This window comes from Streptomyces sp. NPDC048353 (assembly GCF_055587165.1).
On the sequence record NZ_JBVJGU010000006.1, the window covers coordinates 342,112 to 360,287 of the forward strand.

Below are 18,176 nucleotides of genomic sequence, written 5' to 3' on the forward strand. Positions count from 1 at the left end.
CGTCTGGCGGCGGAGATTGAGTCGACGCTCCGCGTGAAACAGATCGGGGAGTGGCCTGTGAACGAGAACTCGTCAGCACGCTCGGACGCGGGTGGTAGCGCCGGAGCTGGCGGCTTTGACTTCCAGGACCGCGTCGCCGCATGGTTCGCCGTCGCCATCCTCGCCAGCGAGGCCGCAGCGCCGGTGCAAGGCCTGGGGACCGGTGCGATCACGTCGCTTCGTCGCCCAGATCCTGGGTCGCAGGATCTGCCACACTGCTGAACATTCACCTGTCGAACCTCACGTGCCGCACAATGAAGGCTCGGTTGGTGGGCGTCAGGGGGCGCAGTGGCACTGGTTCACGTTCATGGCATTGGTAACCGGAAGGCAGAGGTGGCCGGAGGACACTCCGCGGCTCTGCGCGACGAACTGTTGCGGTGTCATCTTCTGCCGGCGACCGGTCACTCAACCGGTGCTCTCCTGTCCAGCCCCTGGTGGGGTGAGCTCGTCGCGGAACCCGCCTGGGGATGGGCTTCGCTGGCTCCGGACGAAGTGGAGTCCTTGGGTGGCGAAGGCGAAGACTCTCTTGAGACGGCCATGGCGGACGTCCTGGCGGACGCCTTCGTGGGCCCGAACCAGGTTGAGGCTGAGCACGCCCTGATGTCCACAGCCCGCGTCTCCCTCCAACGGGCCATCGATCTTCTCGCGCTGGCAGGTGAGGGCGACGACGAGGCCGAGCCGGGCGCACTCGCGGAGTTGGTAGCTTTCTGCGCCCGGGCCAGAGCGTACTGGGCCGCCCAAACGGCAGAGGGATCCCTCGGTGATGGAACGGAGTTCTTCGCTTGGCTCCGGGACGTCGAAGAGGATGAGGAATTCCTCGACCGCCTTCACGAGGAGGTCGCCGACTGGGAGCAGCGCACGCACCCGAGGTCGGTCCAGGTGGCTCCCGGAGCATGGGAGAGCTTCGGCGTCGCCGGCGGCCTGCCCGGCCGTGCTGTCCGCGCGGTGTACCGGCTGCGCGCCCTGATCATCGCCGGCCGGACCCGCCCGGTGGCCGCGGGCATCCGGCGTTGGGGTGCCCGCCCGGCGGCCCGCCTGATGGGCGATGTCATGGGGTACTTCGCCGAGCGCGGCACCGTGGTGACACCCGGACCGATCGTCGAACGGATCACCGCCTCTCTCGACGAGGCGGCACGGGACGCTGCCGTGCGGGGAGAGCCGTTGGTGGTCCTCGCGCACAGCATGGGCGGGAACATCGTTTACGACGTGCTGTCGCATTTCCGTCCAGACATACGTGTGGACCTGCTCGTGACGGTCGGCACTCAGGTGGGCCTCTTCGAAGAGCTGAAACTCTTCGCTTCCAGCGACCCCAAGCTGCCCAACCATCGGCAGCTCAAAGTGCCGGCCTTGCCGAACGTGGGCCGCTGGCTCAATGTCCTGGACCGATCTGACCCGTTGGCGTTCGCCGCCGGCCCTGTCTTCGAGGGCGCGGAGGACCTGGTCTTCCGTACCGGTGCCTGGTGGGCGCACGGGGCCTATCTGACTTCCTGCGACTTCCACGCGCGGCTGGCAGGCCGAGTGAGGATGCCTGCATGACCACGGTGTGGGAGAGCGGCCTCGAAGGACCCGCGGCGCACGCGTTCGTGATCGGCGTAGGTCGATACGACTGGTTTCCCCAAGGACAGCGGCATGCGCGGCGCAAGGGCGACCGGATCTCCAAGGAGTTCACCCAGCTGACCTCGCCCCCCGCGTCTGCCCGTGCGTTGTGCGAAGGACTCCTCGATCGGTTTCGCGGTCTGTCTGGCGGGATGTCCCTCGGTAGCCTCGAGGCGGCGGTGTCAGCCGAGGAGGAGATCGTCCTCAAAGGCGACGACGGCGCTGGGATCACGCTCGGACCGGCCACTCTCGATGGAGTCGAGGAAGCATTCGAGGCCTGGTACGAGCGGTGTGACAGCCACCCGGACAACGTGGCCCTGCTCTTCTTCTGCGGCCATGGGGTTCAGGTTGGTCGCGGCCCCCAAGCCCTGCTCCTCCAGGACACCGGAGAGAACGTACGCGACTACTTCCGCAACGCGGTGGATCTCCACTCGCTGGTCGAGGGCATGGAGCAGAATCGTGCCCTGATCCAGTGCTTCTTCATCGACGCATGTCGCTTCGCCCCAGAAGAGCTGTTCGAGAAGGGCGACCTTCGCGCCACACAACTTCTGGTACCTCCGCGTCGCCCACGCGCCCGAGACCGGATCGTCATCCACTCAACCCGCGCCGGCGCCAGGGCACATGGCCCGCTGGGCGGGGTCACCCGCTTCACCGACGCCGTGTTGCGTGCGCTGATGACCCCGGAGTCCGATTCCGACGGCGAATCCTGGGTGGTCACGACGGAGACGATCGGGAAATTCGTGCGCGAACTCATGGACTGGCCCGGCCTACGGGCGGACGCCGGTACCACGCCCGACCAGCACTGCGACTTCTCCTCGCTGAGCACCAGCCAGGGCGGGGTCCTGTTCTCGTTCGACACCGCTCCTCCAGTCCCCTTCCACTTCAAGACCGCCCCAGGGGAGTCGCTCCCCCACGCACACTGGGCTCTCCTGGACCGGGACCACCGGCGGTACGCCTCCCGCCCACCGATGCCGGAGGCCTGGACCGGGCACGGCCCCGTCGGCCTGGCCCGCCTCGAGGTGTCGTTCGGCGACGGCCGCTTCCTGGGACGCGGCGACGACGTGTGGATGCAGGCACCTTGCCGTGCCCGGATCGTAGAGGTGCAGGAGCTGTGAGCGTCACGACGGAACACATCGACATCGTGTCCCCCGCGCTTCCCGATGCCCCGGAAGGCACCGTCATCGGAGCCGCCGAAGTACTGGATCACGGCAACCGCCGGCTCGCACGCGTCGCATTGCGCGCCGGGATGTCCACTCCTGTCGACATCCCCCGCGACGAGCGCTGCCTGGTGCACGCCTGGTCGCCGTACCTGTCGCTCCAGTCCCTCATGGTGACCGGCGGTAGCAGTCGGCGGGTCGTGCTCTCCGCACGCCGCGCGAACCCGGGCACGGCAGCTCGAGAGCAGCAGCACCGAGGAGCGAGCGGATGGGTCCAGTTGTGGGGCCAGGACACAGACAGCCGGTGGACCGTGCGAGACCCGACGGACATGGCAACCGGCGTGGGAACCTCCACCGTGGCCAGCCCGCCGGGCGGCCCAGCCATCCTGCAGGTCGGTGGCAGCAGACGGCGCCCCGTGTGCACGCTGGTACCGGAGCACTCCCTGTTCACCCTGCAGCCCACCGACCGACCGCAGGACCAGGTGAATGTCCGCCCCGTCGCCGACTCGGGCTTCACTCTGCTGGAGGCGCTGCGACTTGGAGAATGGACGTGGGCGGGTCTGACGGAGCAGGTCTGGTGGGATGACCCCGGCGTCCGTGGCACACCGCTCTTCGATCTCGCCGTCGCCTACGCCGCCTGCCGGCGCGGCGACCTGGAACAGGCCGAGCGATGGTGGCAGGAGACGCACAACCGCCACGCCACCGGGCCCGCAGCGGTTGACGTCCTGGTGGTCGACGCATGGCTCGCCCGGCGCCGAGGCGAGTGGCGCCATCTCGCCACCGTGCTGGAACGCCTCATCGATACACGAGGTGCTCCGCTGGCAGCGGAAGGCGTGGACGTGCTCGCTGCCGAACTGGCCCGCCCCACCGGTGACTCGCTCACGAGAAAGCGGACGGAAGCCCTGCGCCGGAGGTTGGGCCCCTACCTAGGGGCAGCACTGCCGTCATCCCTGACCTCGTTCACCGCAGTCCACCCGGAAGAGCCGGAGGTCCGGTCCGCGAAGGGGGCGGGGGCCGACAGACCGCTGCCGTTCCGGGTGGACGGAGACGCCCATGATCTGCGGATCCAGTGGCGTGCGCTGGGTCGTGCGCCCTCAGCCCCAGGGAGGTACGGCCTTGCTGCCGACGCCGTGTTGGCGCCGAGGCCAGCGGAGCCGGGCATGCTGATCACCTCGCCGGACGATGTGCGCCAGCCATTGATCATCGAGGACGCGGCCCCGATCGTCCTCTGGCGGCTGTCCCGCATGCTGCTCGACGAAGGCGTCGCCACGACGGTTTCCTTCGTTCCGAACCGCGACGCCATCGCCGTGGTACTCCCCGAGCACCGGGTACAACACGTTGCGGACCTCCTGGCCCGTCTGCTGAGGAGGGGCATCGTCGAACGTCTGGACCTGAGTTCGGGCGGAGCCCGCCGTGAGCTGAACGTCGCTGATGCCGACGAAGCGATGCAGATCCTCAGGGCTCTCCTGCAGGAGGGACATCGGTCACTGCCGTAATGACTACTCCTTCCCGTCCCGATGAGCGAGGGTGAGGATCCGTACCCGCGATGAGCCGGCTGTGCCTGAGAAGGGACCCGAGTGTGGCGGACAACGATCGTGCTCCGCTCGGGTGGCGGGGAGCGGCACCTCGGGTCATGTGGGGCGGCTCGACAGTCCCTCGGTCCCTTCCCAGTTCGCCGCGTTGCGGGGTGTTCGCGAGTACCGCTGGCCAGGCGGGACAGAAGCGGTTGAAGATCGCTTCCCAGTTAACTCAGGATCGTTTCCTGCTGATGGGAATGCCACTCGATCTGGAGTGGAGTCAGGGCGGCTACGCTCAGCGCTGAGCGGCAAGGGTGAGGTGCAGGGTCCGTCGGCTCAGCTCGTCCAGACGGTCGGCCAACCGGGCGCGGCCGTCATCGGGTTCCGAGTGCGCCCAGCAGCGCATCGTGTGGAAGACGGCCCAGGCCGCCAGCTGCTGCTGGTCCAAGGCGAACGGGTAGGCGTCGGGGCTCAAGTTCTGCACGTCGTCCAAGATGCTCGGGCCTGCTGGGGACAGCTCGGCCTTTCCGACCTGCACAGGGACTACTACGTGACGGACCAAGGCATGGTCATGCCGAAGTGGCCGAGGTTGTGGCCGGCTAGCCCCTCACACGCGCGTGGTGACGGGAGGCGGTCACGAAATGACGCCCGTCATGTCGGTGGGTGTCCGTACGCTCAGACCATGAGAGTTGACGAGATGCCGGAAGGTACAGAGGTTCGCCTCCTGGCCGTGCCGATCACCGACGCCTTCGCACAGGCCGCGGCCGAGGTCCTTCGGGAGTATCGAGAGTTGGTCGGCAGGAGCGTCACACATCTCGAGCCCCACGCGGAGTCCCTGTTCCTGGCAGAGGTCGCCACTAACAACAGCACTCCCGACCCGATCGGTACGGCACGAGGATCACTCCACGGGATGCTGCTGGAGATCGCGGGTCTGTCCTTCGACACCGCTCTTGACCACGTGAAGGCTCTGGAGCACGACATAGTCCGGAAGCCTCCGCCGGTCTGGTCGACACTCGTCATGGCGCGCGCGGCCTTGGAGAGTTGCCTCTTCTTCGACTACCTCTTTGATCCTTCGATCTCTGGCGCACTTCGGCTGGCCAGGTGCGCCGGGCTCTGGCGTAAGGACACGGACCACAGAGCCAATCTCGCAAGAGTCTTGGAACGAGAGGAGGAGGTGACGGAGGTAGACGCGTATGTCACGAGGGCTCTGGAAGAGTGCAACATCGTTGGTCGCCGAAACGACAAGGACAAGCTCACTGGGTACACAGTCGACGGCGAGGTCTCCGGCCTCGATTTCAACATCACGGACCGGGCTAGGAGCCGCCTGCCCTCATGGATCCCGATGCCCTACGGCCTTCTATCAGGCGCGGCCCACAGTCGGCCTTGGATGACCGATCGCGCGCGGACCCAGTCGAAGGACGGCGACCTCGTCGGCGAGGCGGCCACGGTGCTGACCGCGATCACGGTCGTGATGGCGTCGATGGAGATGTGCCTGAGGGACTTGCAGGGCTACTTCGGCTACGAGCTGGATGCTGCTTTGGTCGAGCTGGAGGAGTACCGCGTGGGCGCGTTCTTGCGCCTCATCGGTCTGGTGCACGGGGCGGAGTAACTCGGGCACGCCGCAGGGGCCAGCGCGCGCTTCGCGATCCTCCGGGTCCTCATCTCAGCCCTTGCGACGTCGAGATGACGCAAGCGCTTCTGGCCTCGGTGATCGAGACTCTCGACTTTCAGATGGTCTCGGCGGACCCACGAGTAGACCGTCACGATGCTGACGCCCGAGCTCGGCGGCTTCTCGGGCCGTCAGCCAGATCTCGTCCTCCAATGAAGCCCTCCCGAACATGCGAAAGGCCCGTACCTCCAGAGGAGTCGGGGCCTGCATGAGGACGCAGCGCTCCTACTGATCACGATCACGCGTTTGCACTAGGCCGTGTATCGAAAATGGATCTTGAGCTGTGAATGATCACAGTTGGCGGATTCTTAGCAACCGCCTTCACAGCAGTAGCACGACGCGGCGCAGCAGATGAGGCAATGCGCCCAGCAATGGGTGCACCCGTAGATGCAGCAGTGATCGCAACTGTCTGCCCGTACCTCCGCTAGCTCCTCATCGCTGAGAGCGAGCAAGTCTTCGAGTCTCCGTGGGGGCTGCCGCACCCTCTCAAGGACACGCTCAATCCGCTCTCTCCTCACAGTGTCCGGAGCCTCGTCCCGGCCCTTCTCGAGCACCGGGATGATCTCGTCAGCGTCTCGCAGGCCCTCCAGGCGAGCCAGAACACTCAGCCCATACTCGTCGATCCTTTCGGCCTTCCTCGTCATGCGGCGCACAACCGGCATCATATCTTCAACGACGCCCTCGGGGGCGTCGCGTTCGACGGCCTGAATCACCAAGGCCTTCATGTACCGCGACAGGACCCAGCGGTCCGTCACCAGGGCGTCAGGAAAGGCCTTCTTGAGACCGAGGCTTGAAATAGCAGCCGTTCGGACTTCTTCGTTCAGAATCCATTGAATGGTTTCACGGATCATGGGGTCCACTCCCGGATGTTGCGCTCACAGTCAGCGTCAACTCTCCCCCTCCAGCGGCCGTGGAACATGTGGCACATGGCTGAAAGCATGGAACTTCACCCTCTTGCACCCTCTACGCGAAAGCGATGCGAGCGGGCGCTGCGCAGACCCCCACGACGAGCTAGAGCCTGTTGTGAATGTCCTGGTCGCGTGGGGTCTGGCGCCCACTGGGGGGGGTCATTGTCGGTGGTGCTGTGCATGATCGGCGCGTCAGCTTTTCACGGAGGTAGGGAAGCACCATGCCGATCACAAACCAGCAGGTAACGGGACACGCGTTCCTGTGGCAGATGTATGACGACTCGTACTTCCCTGATCGTGTGGTCGATCAGGGGAAGGCGATCCTGCTGCGGCTGTGCGAACGCGTTGAGGCCGAGCAGCCGTTGGATCTGGCGAGCCTGTATGCACTCACCCAGGCTGCGACGGAGGAGTTCAACCTGGACAGGGAATTCGTGGCGGCCGGGAGCGAGATCGAGACGGTGGAGCGGGAGTGGATCTGTGACGAGTTTCGCTTTGTCGCGTCGGCATACGGGTTCATGGACACGGATGCGGAGGAGCTGACCTCCGGCCGGGACTGGTGAACGACGGCGGGAAGGCCGCCTCCGATCAGAGCCATTCGTTGAGAGCTGCGATCAGCACGGTCGCCTCGTAGCGGCCGGCGAGCTTGTCGTATCGCGTGGCGACGGCGCGGTGTCCCTTTAGGCGGTTGATCCCGCACTCGACCGCGTGGCGCTGGCGGTAGTCGGCCGGGTCGAAGTGCGGCGGCCGACCGCCGCGGGAGCCGAGTTTTCGGCGGTTGCGCGCCTGGTCGGCCTTGTCCGGGATGGTGCATCGGATCCCGCGGCGGCGCAGGTAGGCGCGGTTCCTTCGGGAGGCGTACGCCTTGTCAGCACGCACTCGATCGGGACGGACACGTGGCCGGCCCGCCCAATGCGAGGCACGCGGACCTTTGCCAGCACGGGTTCGAACTGCGGTGAGTCCCCGCGCTGTCCTGCCGTGATCACGATCGACATGGGCTTCTGACCCTGCTCGACGGCCAGGTGCAGCTTGGTGGTGAACCCGCCGCGCGAGCGTCCCAGCCCGTGATCACGGGGCTCGGTGAAGACGCCACCTGGTGGTTCCTTCTGCAGGTCGCCCTGCTTGCGGGCTCCGGCCGCGTGCTGGTGGGCGCGGCAGACTGTGGAGTCGACGCTTAGGTGCCAAGTGATCGCCCCCTTCGCGTCGGCCAGGGACTGGAGCCGGGTGAGGACCCTGTGCCAGGTTCCGTCCCGCTGCCACCGGCGGAACAGGGCATAGACCCGGCTCCAAGGTCCGTACTCGACGGGGACGTCCCGCCACGGAACACCGGTCCGGACCCGGAACCGTATGCCGTCGATCAGTCGCCGCCGGGGCTAGACGGGCGGCCGCCCTGCCCTGGCGCCCTTCGGCAACAACGGCTCCAGCACCGCCCACTGCTCGTCCGTGAGATCTCCCCGACCCATGAACCTGATCATCCACAGCCCAAGATGCACTTTCGATACACGGCCTAGCACAAAGCGCAAGCACCCGTTCTGACGGGCGTCATGACGCCGGACTTCCGTTGTTCAAGGCATCCTCTTCGCGCGGGTCGACGTTGGCGGGATCGGGGTCCTGCAACAGCTCGAAGCGACGCCGCTGATCCAGCTCGTGTTGGGTGGCCCTCCGTTGCTTTTCCTCCGTCCGCGAGGAGAGGGGCGGAAGGGGATCGGAACGGATGTAGGCCGACAGGAGGTCGGTCAACTCGTCCGTCAGCTCCGCGAGCCAGCTCACCGCGAAGAAATGCCGGACGCCGGCGGCTCTGAATCGCCTCATAACGACCATCAGGGATTTCACTCGACCGCGTAGTTCCCGGTTCGGGATGCGGGCCACGGCCCTCTCGATGTTCTCCATGTGGCCGAACACGGTGTCCAGGTAGGACGCCCGTTCGTCCGTATGCATCGTGACGACGTCGCCCTGGACCGACCCCAGGAACTCGCCGAGCGTGATCAGCTCGTTCAGGGCCTTATCCGCCGCCACCTGGCCGATCTCCAGGAGGCGGGCCTCTCGGGCCTGCTTCCTCTGGTGGGACAGGGTGAGCCACACGCCGCCGAAGGACGCTGCGCCGCCCACGAGGGCGCCGCCGAAACCGATCAGACCGGAGAGTACTTCTGGTTGCATGACGATCATCATGCCGACAGGGGGCGGGCCGTAGGCGCGAACCCGTCAAGTCCGTCTAACCGGCTCAGGAAAACAGCGTGTCGAGCGCTGGGCCTGACAGGCTTCACGACGAGATCTGAGCCGCGTCTCCCTGGTGCAGGTCGTCCGTGTCTGCCTGATGCCGAGCTGCTGCTGTAGACGCTCCGCCTCCTCAATCTCATCCGGTTCGAGATCCATACCGTGCTCACCCATCTGCTCCAAATAGTGAAGCCGGTTGATCTTGTGCTGACGCTTGGCCTTGGCCAAGTAGGTCCGGGCCTCGGCTTTGAGATCACGCTCCGCCGGGAGGTCGTCGTCTCGTACGAACGTGCCGAGGTTCTCCCGGGCGTAGCTGATCGCCAGGTTGAGAGTGACGGCGCAGTCCTCCCAGCGGATGTCCCCGATCCAGCCCTTGTGGGCGAATGCCAGGGCCTCGGCGACCCGCTTGCGTCGGACTTCCTGGCTCTTCGGGAGCAGGTTGGTGTTGTTCTTGACCCGGCTGAGCGCTGTCCACAGTTCGTCGTTCCACTGCCTTTGGGTGTCTGGGGGCCTGGCGTGGTCCTCCATGTGGACCCGCAGTTCGAACAGGGTGTGGTACGCCTCCTGGGCCGAGTTCTTGGCAAGCATCTCCAGGTTGCTTCGATCCGTGGCCTTGGTCTGCCGCGTGGCGCCTCAAAGGGTGAACGCGCCGCCGATGATCGCACCCAGGAGCCCAGAAAGCATCTCCGGGCTGATCAGATCCCGCATGACTGACATGCGGGTAATCATGCCGACGGGATCAGCCCGCGTGGGGCTGATCCCGTCAACTCATCAGTGTCCGCAGCAGGGCTTCGTCCACCAGCCGCACTCGCCGCAGTACTCCACCTCAACCCTCCTTCGGATGCTCGACCTTGACGGCCGTCCGGTGGGGGTTGATCGGGTCCGGGGTCAAGGTGGCGGTGGCCCCTCCCCCGAGCTGGCGAACGTAGGGCGTAGTGGCTGTAGCCGTAGCCGGGTTCTTTCGCCCGAACATTCGACTGTCGCCCCGTTCGGGGAAAGCCACTCGACGAGGGAACCATCACGAGCGCGCTGAGTGACGGCAGTGGCTGTCCCGCACCCTGATGCCTCGGGTGGCCCCGGCGCGCCCATCTGCTCGAAGGGGCAGATGGGTGGTGCACTCTCATCCGTACCGACCGGGGCGCATCATTCGGGTGTACGCCGACACCAGGCTTTCGGTGCGTCAGGCCCCTCGTGGCTGCTCAGCGGTTCAAGCCGCGCGACCGCTGGGGTTGCGGACTGCTGGTCCGCGGCGCGTCCTCGATCCTCGTTGCGGCAGCCTTGGGCCTGGCGCTGGTCGTGGTGGAGCGTGCTCGGGCCGCGCTCGCGCGAACGGCGGGCAGAGGTCCGGCCGGCCACAGTGCCCCGAGGGACGTGCGCACCGCGGTGTCGGCCGCTGGGTGAAGCAGGGGTCGCGCGAGGGCGGCGATGGCGCCGAGTTCGTTTCGGGCTGCGTCCCGCACCTCGGCAGGGAGAGTCTCGATCGCCTGGAGGGTACGTCCCGTGCTGGAGGCGAACACGCGAGACTCCTGCTCCAGCGCCGGGCGCGCTCTCCCGTCACCGCGGCCGGGGCGCCAGGTTGGGTGACCCACGCGCCCTGCCCGTCGAGACGGTTGCTGTAGACGACGGTGGCGTCGCGCCGCACGACGAATACGGATTCGGCGAGGTGGCGGCTGTCGGTGCGTCCGGAGCACGCGCACCACACCTTGGTAGCAGGTGTCATAAATCGCGTGGGCGATCACCCGGCCCTGACCGAATGCCTGGACCTGCTGGAGGTAGCGGTCCAGAGCCCCAGGTGGCTCATGGACTCGTGCACCCGCGACCACAGGCACTTCCACCCGCCGCATCTCACGACACTGCTAGAACCTAGTTCGTCGTCCCCAACGATCCGACCCACGGACGGCGCTAATCGGACCTGGAGCGGCAGCCGGCTCGGGTTCACATCTGACGGCCGCACGCCGCTCATGGGCGGATCATGCCCACATCCGATAGCCAGGTCGCTCCTGATCATCCGCGGAACCTCCCAGCCCACGCCCATCCCCTCCGTGTCAGGATGCTCCGACCAAGATCCGGACCATTTCCGGTCCAAGCCAAGCCAAAGAAGCGCACCAACTGTCGTTTCCGCTGGTCAGTACGTGGACGACTGCCTTACCACCAGCAGACGAAGAACCTGCTGGTCAGTCACTCGCCGAAGATGCTCGGGTTCTTCTAGGGGCATGAATAGAGGCGCCTCACCCCGGCTGACGCGGTCCCACTCCTCCGTGGACTACTCGATGAGGCGGCTGACCTGCTCTCGGACGCCGTCACAGCATCTTGGCGTAGTGGCGGAAGAGGACCTCGAAGCTCTGACCCGCGCGGCGAGCGCATTCGGCCGGGTCCACACCGGAGTACAGCCAGTACGAGCTGCCAGCGTGCCTGAGATCGTAGGACCGCTTGGGCCCTGACCACCCTGCTTCTGCCGGCCCGGGGGCATCCATGCCCAGGACCCACGCACGCGCTCGGGCCGATGACGATGGGTAGCGGTCTCGCAGGCACGAGGAAGTCAGCTCACCAGCGGTGATGTCGCCCCGAACTGGCTGCTGCTGGGGAGAATCTGGGGAGAACGAAGGCGCCCTGGGGAGCGGCTGGGGAGAATCGACCGGCTAAGACGGCGTCATCATGAAAGCCTTGGAAAGCTACAAAGTCGGAGGCCAGCACACCTCGCACGGCCATCCGTGCAGGTCAGCGCGATAAGGGCGAGGACTTCTTGAAGATCCTCTCGAAGTCGAGGCGGGTGATGGCCTCGACGGTCGAGGAGCGCTGCGGGAGGCGGTACTCCGCGAGGGTGTCCAGGGTGCGCGGGTCGAGCAGCTTGAGCAGGAAGCCGGAGAACGTGCCGCAGACGGTGAGCAGGCGGCCCGCCGAGTCGAAGGTGACGGTGGCGCACTCGCCGCCGAGCGGCGCGATCTTCTCACTGGTGACCTGGGGGTCGCGGCCGAGCGGCCCGGGGAAGGGGTGGGTCCCGCTGCCGGCCCCGTCGGCGTGCATCCCGCTGCGTCCGTTGGGCGCGAGGTACGGGTGCCGCTCCGGCGGCTCGCCCGGGACGGGCCGGGGGGTGGCGGGCGCGCCCTGGTAGTGGTCCACCAGCCGGTGGCCGGGCGCGAGCGGTATCTCGTCGGCGAGGGCGACGGGGGTGGCGAACGCGAGCGCGGTCGCGCACACCGCGGCGATCAGCGCGAGCGCGCGGGCTCGTCTGGGGGGCGTGGTCAAGGCGGCTCCTCGGATGCGTTGCGTCGGTCGCGCCGGCGGCCGACGTTAGGCCCGAGTTGTCGACTTGTACATGCAACCGCCCTGTGTTTCACGGGCACTTCATGTACGTGCAACGTGACGCCGCAGGATCATCCCTAGGGCTTGAGGCTGCTCACCACGTTGGCGGTGGCGGCGACGCCGTTGGCGATGGTGGGTGCCATGCTCGTACCGGCGAGGAAGAAGCCGAGCAGGGCGCAGACCAGGGCGTGGGAGAGCTTCAGACCGCCGCTGCGGAGGAAGATCACGGCCAGCACCAGCAGAAGCAGCACCACGGAAATGGAAACGGCCATCGCCATACCCTCCTTGCGCCGCACCGGAATTGCGGCGTCCGGCGGCCAGTGTGGCGCAGCGGGAGCGCCGTCCGGCGGTACGGCATGCCTGCCGAACGGGTGACGTTGGGGCCCGGGGTCGTCAGCCCTTCTCGTTCAGGCAGTCCTGCCAGTCGACCGTGCGCTCGCACCAGCGCTCCAGCAGGACGCGGTCGTGCCCCACGGCCAGCAGCCCCGCGCCGGTGCGGGCGCGGTAGGCCTCGACCGCCGCGACCAGGGCGGCGGTGGTCGACGCGTCGAGCATGGCCGTCATCTCGTCGCAGATCAGCCAGCGTGGGCGCAGCACCAGTGCCCTGGCCAGGCAGGCGCGTTGGAGCTGACCGTCGCTGACCTCGTGCGGGCGGCGGGCGAGGAGGTCGGCGGTGAGGCCGACGTCCGGGGCCAGTTCGGCGAGCCGGTCCTCGGCGTCGGACCGCCTGCCGGTGGCGCGGAGGGGTTCGATGATCAGATCGGCGAGGCGGAGCCTCGGGTCGGCGGAGAGGCGGGGCTGCTGGAAGACCACCCCGACCGAGGTCCGCAGCGCCCGCGGAGCGCCGTGCCGCCAGCCGCGCACCGGTGTCCCGTCGATCACCAATCGGCCCGCGTCGGGCCGGTGGAGCAGGGCGGCGACCCGGGCGAGCGTCGACTTCCCGCAACCGCTGGGCCCGAGCAGCCCGACGGACGCACCGGCCGCGAGGGCCAGCGACGCCCCTCGGAAGACCGGCGCGCGGCGGTCGTAACCGGCGGTGATGGCGTCGAGTTCAAGCACGGGGCCCTCCGGGCGGGACGGAAGCGGAGGCGGGGGCAGGGCTGGGGGCGGGGCCACGGGTGGCGGTGGGTACGGCGCCGGGGCGGGGCGCGGAACCGGCCGTCGGCGCCAGGTCGTGTCCCAGACGTCCCGCCGGGCGCGCGGTGTCGTCGTCACGCATCGGCGTCGCCTCGGACCGGGTGATGGCAGGCGACGCCCGCCACCGGCGTCGGGAGGGTGGCGCAGACCTCGGTGGCCCGCGTGCACCGGGGCGCGAACGCGCAGCCGGGCGGGAGGTCGGTCAGTTCGGGTGGCATGCCCGGAATGGGGGTGAAGGCGCGGTCCGGCAGGGCGTCGAGGAGGCCGCGGGCGTACGGGTGGCGGGGCCCGGGTTCGCCGAAGAAGCGGTGCGCCGGGGTGGTCTCGACGATGCGGCCCGCGTACATCACGGCCACCCGGTCGGCGATCCGCCGCGCCGCCTCCAGGTCGTGGGTGATCAGCAGCAGGGCCCGGCCCTCGTCGGCGTGGCGGCGCAGTTCGTCGACGGTCCGCTCGACGAGGTCGCGGTCGAGGCCGGTGGTCGGCTCGTCGGCGAGGAGCAGCGGTGCGTCGCCGATGAGCGCGAGGGCGGTCGCCGCGCGCTGGGCGAGGCCGCCGGAGAGTTGGTGGGGGTGACGGTCCAGGTGGCCGGCCGGGAAGGCGGCCCGTTCGGCGGCCGCCTCGGCCGCCGCGCGCCGCTCCCGCCGCGCCGCCCCGGTCAGTTCGCGCACCGTCTCCTCCAGCTGGGAGCGCACGGTCCTGACGGGGGTCAGATGGGCGGCCGGGCTCTGCGGTACGAGTCCGACGCGCCGTCCTCGTACCGTGCGGGCCAGGGTCCGTTCGTCGGCGGCGAGCAGGTCGACGCCGGCGAGGTGGGCCGTGCCGGTGGTCTCGGCGTTGCCGGGGAGCAGGCCGAGGAGCGCGGAGGCGAGGACGGACTTGCCGCAGCCGCTCTCCCCGACCAGCGCGAGGCACTCCCCCGCGGCCAGGTCGAAGTCGGCGTCGGTGACGGCGGCGACCTGTCGTCCCCCGCGCATCCGGAAGCGCACGGACAGGCCCCTGACGCTGAGCACGGCGTCGTCGGCGCGCCCGGCGGCGACCGCCTCCAGGGCGCGGACGACACGTACGTTCACGGCGGGACCTTCCTCTGTCCCGGGGTCCGCCGTGCCGGTGTCGGCGGCCCGGGTGTCGCCCGCTCGCGGGTTCACAGCGCGCGGGTTCACAGCATCAGCTCCGATCGGCGGCGCGGATTGAGGCGGTCGCGCCACACCCCGGCGAGCCCCGCGACCGCCAGTGTCGGCACGATCAGGAAGAGGCCGGGGAAGAGCGTCGGCCACCAGTCGCCGGCGAGCAGCGAGGAGCGGGCGCTCTGCACCAGGTTGCCCAGGCTGGCCTGGTGGCTGGGGAGGCCGAGGCCGAGGAAGGACAGCGCCGACTCGTGCCACATCGCGTGCGGCACCATCAGCACGGCGGCGAGTCCGGCCTGCGGGAGGACCGCCGGCAGCAGATGGCGGGCGGCGACGCGCCACCGGGAGGCACCGCCGGAGATCGCCGCGTCGATGTAGGGGCGCGAGCGCAGCGAGAGGACCTCGGAGCGGACGATCCGGGCCGTCGACAGCCAGTGGGTGAGGGCGACCGAGACGATGACCGGCCAGACGCCCGGCCGGAACATCGCCACGATGAAGATGCCGAGCAGCAGGTGCGGCACGGAGGAGAAGGCGTCGACGATCCGCATCACGAACCGGTCGGTCCAGCCGCCCAGCGCTCCGGCGGCGGCGCCGACCGCCGTGCCGATGACGGTGGCGACGAGGGCTGCGACCAGGCCGACGAGGAGTGAGATCCGCAGGCCGTAGACGCTGCGCAGCAGCAGGTCGCGGCCGACGTCGTCGGTGCCGAAGGGGTGCTCCCAGGAGGGCGGCAGCAGCTTGCGCGACAGTTCGACGGCCTGTTCGTCGAGCTGGACGAGGGGCGGCACGAGGAGGACGGCGAGGACGACCGCGCCGACGATCACGGCGGAGGACCAGAAGCGGACGCGCCGGGTGCGGGGGTCAGCCATCGAAGCCCACCCTCGGGTCGGCGAGGCCGTACAGCAGGTCGGACAGGAGGTTGCCGAGGAGGACCGCCGCGGTGGCGAGCACGGTGAGGGCGGCGAGCAGCGGGAAGTCCACGCTGGTGGCGGCCTGGACGGTGGCGGCGGCGATGCCGGGCCAGCTGAAGACGGTCTCCACGAGCAGGGCTCCGGTGATGAGTTCGGGGACGCGGGAGCCGACGAGGGTGAGCATGGGGAGCATGCCGGAGCGCAGGGCGTGGCCGAGCAGGACGGTGCGTTCTCGCAGTCCGCGCGCGCGGGCCCCGCGGACGGGGTCCTCCTCCAGGGCGTCGCCGACGCCCTGCCTGACGTACAGGAAGAACCACGGCAGTTGGGCGATGCCGAGGACGGCGGCGGGCAGCACGAGGTGGCCGGCGACCTGGTCGAAGGTGACCGTGTCGCTGGCGGTGTCGGTGAGGCCGCCGGCCGGCAGCGCGCCGAGTTTCAGCGCGAAGAACCAGATGGCGAGCAGACCCAGCCAGAAGGCGGGGGCGGCTTCGAGGGTGTACGCGGCGGAGCTGACGATCCGGTCGAGCCAGCCGCCGCGGCGGCGCCCGGCGAGGACGCCGAGGGCGGTGCCGAGGGCGATGGCGAGGAGGAAGGCGGTGACGGCGAGGAGCGCGGACCAGCCGATCCGCTCGGCGATGACGTCGGCGACGGGTTGCCGCATGACGCTGGAGTCGCCGAGGTCGCCGCGGAGGGCGGCGGTCAGCCAGTCCCACCACCGGGTGGCGAGCGGCCGGTCGACGCCGAGGTTGGCGCGCAGCTGGTCGAGGTTCTCCTGCGAGGCGGTGAGTCCGGCGGTGCCGGCGTACGCCTTGACCGGGTCGAAGGGGGAGGCGGCTGCGACGGCGAAGACCGCGAAGGTGACCGCGAGGAGGACGGGGACGGCGAACAGGGCCCGCCGTCCCGTCATCCGGGCCATGGCCCCCCAGGGGAGGCGACGGCTCACTTCGCGGCGTCCTTCGGCTTCCAGGCCTCGATGTTCCACCAGGGGCCGGCGGCGAGGCCGTGGTCGTGCGGTTCGGTCTGGGTGGTGAGCCCGTCCCAGCGGTCCTCGACGACGTAGAGGTGGTCGATGTGGGTGAGGAAGGTGTAGCCGGGGTTCTTGACCAGTTCGCGCTGCACGGTGTCGTACGCGGCCCGGCGCTTGGTGAGGTCGTCGGTGCGGCGGCCGTTCTCCAGGGCCTGGTCGACGACCTTGTTGTCGTACCAGGCCATGTTGTTGAAGCCGTCGCCGCCGAGGGTGGACTTCAGGAGGAGGTACTGGTCGAAGTCGGGGTCGCCGGGCGAGCCGCCGCCGGCGAGGACGGCGTCGGTCTTCATCCGCGGCTCGATGACCTCCCAGGTGCCGCCCTGGGTCCTGATGTCGATGCCGGCCTTCTTGGCGTCGGAGGCGTAGGCGAGGGCGTGGTCCTGGCGGAGCTTGTCGCCGGAGAGGTACCAGAGCGGGAACTGGGCGCGTACGCCGTTCTTGACGCGGATGCCGTCGGGGCCGGGCTTCCAGCCGGCCTCGTCGAGGATCTTCACGGCGCCGGCGAGGTCGTGGCGGCGCTCGGTGCCCTTGGCGAACCACTCGCTGTCGGTGGGGACGGGGCCGTAGGCGGGTTTCCCGGCGCCTTCGAGGATCTTGTCGACCATGGTCTGGCGGTCGACGGCGATGTCGAGGGCGCGCCGGACGGCGACGTCGCCGGTGACCTTGTGGTGGGTCGGCAGGGTGACCGTGCGGTAGTCGTAGGTCGTGGCGGCGTACGTCTTCTTGCCGGTGTCGTTCTTGAAGCCGGCGGCGAGGTTGGGCGGCAGGATGGCGCCGTCGAGGTCGCCGGAGCGCAGCCGGGTGGCGCGGACGTCGTCGTCCTTGATGATCGCCATGGTGAACTTCTTGACCTGCGGGGCGCCGCCCCAGTAGGTGGGGTTGGCCTTGAAGCTGAGCTTCTCGCCCTTGGACCAGCCGGTGAGGACGTAGGGGCCGGTGCCGACGGGCCGGGTGGTGAAGGGGCCGGTGTTGACGTCCTGGCGGCCGGCGACGTGCTCCGGGGCGATGGCGAGGACGGTCCGCTCGGCGAAGGGCGCGTAGGGGTACTTCAGGGTGAAGACGACGGTGTCCGTGCCGACGGCCTTGACGTCCTCGAGGGCGTCCAGTTCGGTCCGGGAGGGGTTGTTCGTCTTCGGGTCGAGGATCGTCCGGTAGGTGAAGACGACGTCCTTGGCCGAGAAGGGCCGGCCGTCGCTGAAGGTCACGCCCTTGCGGAGCTTGTAGGTGTAGGTCAGTCCGTCGGCGCTCACCTGGGGAAGGGCCTCGGCGAGGGCGGGCCGCAGCTTCATGGTGTCGTCGAAGGCGAGGAGCCCGTCGAAGATCTTGGAGTTGCCGTCCTTGCCGTAGCCGAGGAGCGGGCTGAGGGTGTCGGGCTCGTAGGCGATGCCGACGACCGCGGAATCCTTGGGGCCGCCGGAGCCCTGGGCGGAGCCGCCGGGGTTCGAGCAGGCAGCCGCGGTGAGGGCCAGGGAGCCGGCCAGCGTCACGGCGGCCGCGCCGCGTATGGATCGGGCGGTCATGGTGCCCACACCCCTCTTGAAGATCAACCGTTGTTGCGAACAGCTCGCAATTAA

At 68.8% G+C, this 18,176-nt stretch carries 15 protein-coding genes and 2 pseudogenes; 5 read left to right on the plus strand and 12 right to left on the minus strand.

Annotation, left to right across the window (positions count from 1 at the left end; translation table 11 throughout):
- Positions 1-327: 327 nt before the first annotated feature.
- The 3 genes from ACZ6RC_RS23475 to ACZ6RC_RS23485 are packed head-to-tail and all read left to right on the plus strand — an operon-like array spanning position 328 to position 4,288.
- Positions 328-1,575 (plus strand): lipase family protein, encoded by a 1,248-nt coding sequence (locus tag ACZ6RC_RS23475; protein WP_469586431.1) that lies wholly within the window; start codon positions 328-330, stop codon positions 1,573-1,575.
- Complete coding sequence (locus ACZ6RC_RS23480; protein WP_469586434.1) at positions 1,572-2,750, plus strand: caspase family protein; 1,179 nt, start codon at positions 1,572-1,574, stop codon at positions 2,748-2,750. The genes ACZ6RC_RS23475 and ACZ6RC_RS23480 overlap by 4 nt, the downstream gene beginning before the upstream one ends.
- Positions 2,747-4,288: a hypothetical protein gene (locus ACZ6RC_RS23485; RefSeq protein WP_469586438.1), complete on the plus strand. Its 1,542-nt coding sequence runs from the start codon at positions 2,747-2,749 to the stop codon at positions 4,286-4,288. The genes ACZ6RC_RS23480 and ACZ6RC_RS23485 overlap by 4 nt, the downstream gene beginning before the upstream one ends.
- A 316-nt stretch (positions 4,289-4,604) precedes the next feature.
- On the opposite strand, the gene ACZ6RC_RS23490 is transcribed toward ACZ6RC_RS23485, so the two are convergent.
- A complete protein-coding gene (locus ACZ6RC_RS23490; protein ID WP_469586441.1) occupies positions 4,605-4,793 on the minus strand; it encodes a hypothetical protein in 189 nt (62 codons plus the stop codon).
- A gap of 198 nt (positions 4,794-4,991) precedes the next feature.
- On the opposite strand from ACZ6RC_RS23490, the gene ACZ6RC_RS23495 reads away from it, so the two are divergent.
- Complete coding sequence (locus ACZ6RC_RS23495) at positions 4,992-5,918, plus strand: hypothetical protein (protein ID WP_469586444.1); 927 nt, start codon at positions 4,992-4,994, stop codon at positions 5,916-5,918.
- Positions 5,919-6,286: 368 nt separating this feature from the next.
- On the opposite strand, the gene ACZ6RC_RS23500 is transcribed toward ACZ6RC_RS23495, so the two are convergent.
- Positions 6,287-6,838 (minus strand): hypothetical protein, encoded by a 552-nt coding sequence (locus tag ACZ6RC_RS23500; protein ID WP_469586446.1) that lies wholly within the window; start codon positions 6,836-6,838, stop codon positions 6,287-6,289.
- 269 nt (positions 6,839-7,107) lie between these two features.
- On the opposite strand from ACZ6RC_RS23500, the gene ACZ6RC_RS23505 reads away from it, so the two are divergent.
- Positions 7,108-7,446, plus strand: coding sequence for a DUF5713 family protein (locus ACZ6RC_RS23505; protein WP_469586451.1), 339 nt, complete (start codon positions 7,108-7,110; stop codon positions 7,444-7,446).
- Between the two features lie 25 nt (positions 7,447-7,471).
- Here ACZ6RC_RS23505 and ACZ6RC_RS23510 read toward each other — a convergent pair.
- The 10 genes and pseudogenes from ACZ6RC_RS23510 to ACZ6RC_RS23555 form a co-directional block, all read right to left on the minus strand.
- A pseudogene (locus ACZ6RC_RS23510) lies at positions 7,472-8,346 on the minus strand (IS5 family transposase).
- Positions 8,347-8,425: 79 nt separating this feature from the next.
- Positions 8,426-9,052, minus strand: coding sequence for a hypothetical protein (locus ACZ6RC_RS23515; protein WP_469586454.1), 627 nt, complete (start codon positions 9,050-9,052; stop codon positions 8,426-8,428).
- Between the two features lie 33 nt (positions 9,053-9,085).
- Positions 9,086-9,685, minus strand: a complete 600-nt coding sequence (locus tag ACZ6RC_RS23520) for a hypothetical protein (protein WP_469586457.1) — start codon at positions 9,683-9,685, stop codon at positions 9,086-9,088.
- 2,145 nt (positions 9,686-11,830) lie between these two features.
- Positions 11,831-12,343 (minus strand): annotated as a pseudogene (locus ACZ6RC_RS23525) (hypothetical protein); the annotation flags it as partial.
- Between the two features lie 134 nt (positions 12,344-12,477).
- On the minus strand, positions 12,478-12,672 hold the full coding sequence (locus ACZ6RC_RS23530; protein WP_391133763.1) for a hypothetical protein: 195 nt from the start codon (positions 12,670-12,672) through the stop codon (positions 12,478-12,480).
- A 121-nt stretch (positions 12,673-12,793) separates the two neighbouring features.
- Complete coding sequence (locus ACZ6RC_RS23535) at positions 12,794-13,459, minus strand: ABC transporter ATP-binding protein (protein WP_453610537.1); 666 nt, start codon at positions 13,457-13,459, stop codon at positions 12,794-12,796.
- 152 nt (positions 13,460-13,611) lie between these two features.
- Complete coding sequence (locus tag ACZ6RC_RS23540; protein ID WP_469586767.1) at positions 13,612-14,514, minus strand: ABC transporter ATP-binding protein; 903 nt, start codon at positions 14,512-14,514, stop codon at positions 13,612-13,614.
- A gap of 182 nt (positions 14,515-14,696) precedes the next feature.
- Positions 14,697-15,533 carry an ABC transporter permease gene (locus tag ACZ6RC_RS23545; protein ID WP_469586462.1) on the minus strand — a complete coding sequence of 279 codons (837 nt, stop codon included), beginning with the start codon at positions 15,531-15,533 and terminating at the stop codon, positions 14,697-14,699.
- Entirely contained in the window at positions 15,526-16,491 is a 966-nt protein-coding gene (locus ACZ6RC_RS23550) for an ABC transporter permease (protein ID WP_391135884.1), read from the minus strand. The genes ACZ6RC_RS23545 and ACZ6RC_RS23550 overlap by 8 nt, the downstream gene beginning before the upstream one ends.
- 23 nt (positions 16,492-16,514) lie before the next feature.
- Positions 16,515-18,122: an ABC transporter substrate-binding protein gene (locus tag ACZ6RC_RS23555; protein ID WP_469586465.1), complete on the minus strand. Its 1,608-nt coding sequence runs from the start codon at positions 18,120-18,122 to the stop codon at positions 16,515-16,517.
- Between the last annotated feature and the right edge of the window lie 54 nt (positions 18,123-18,176).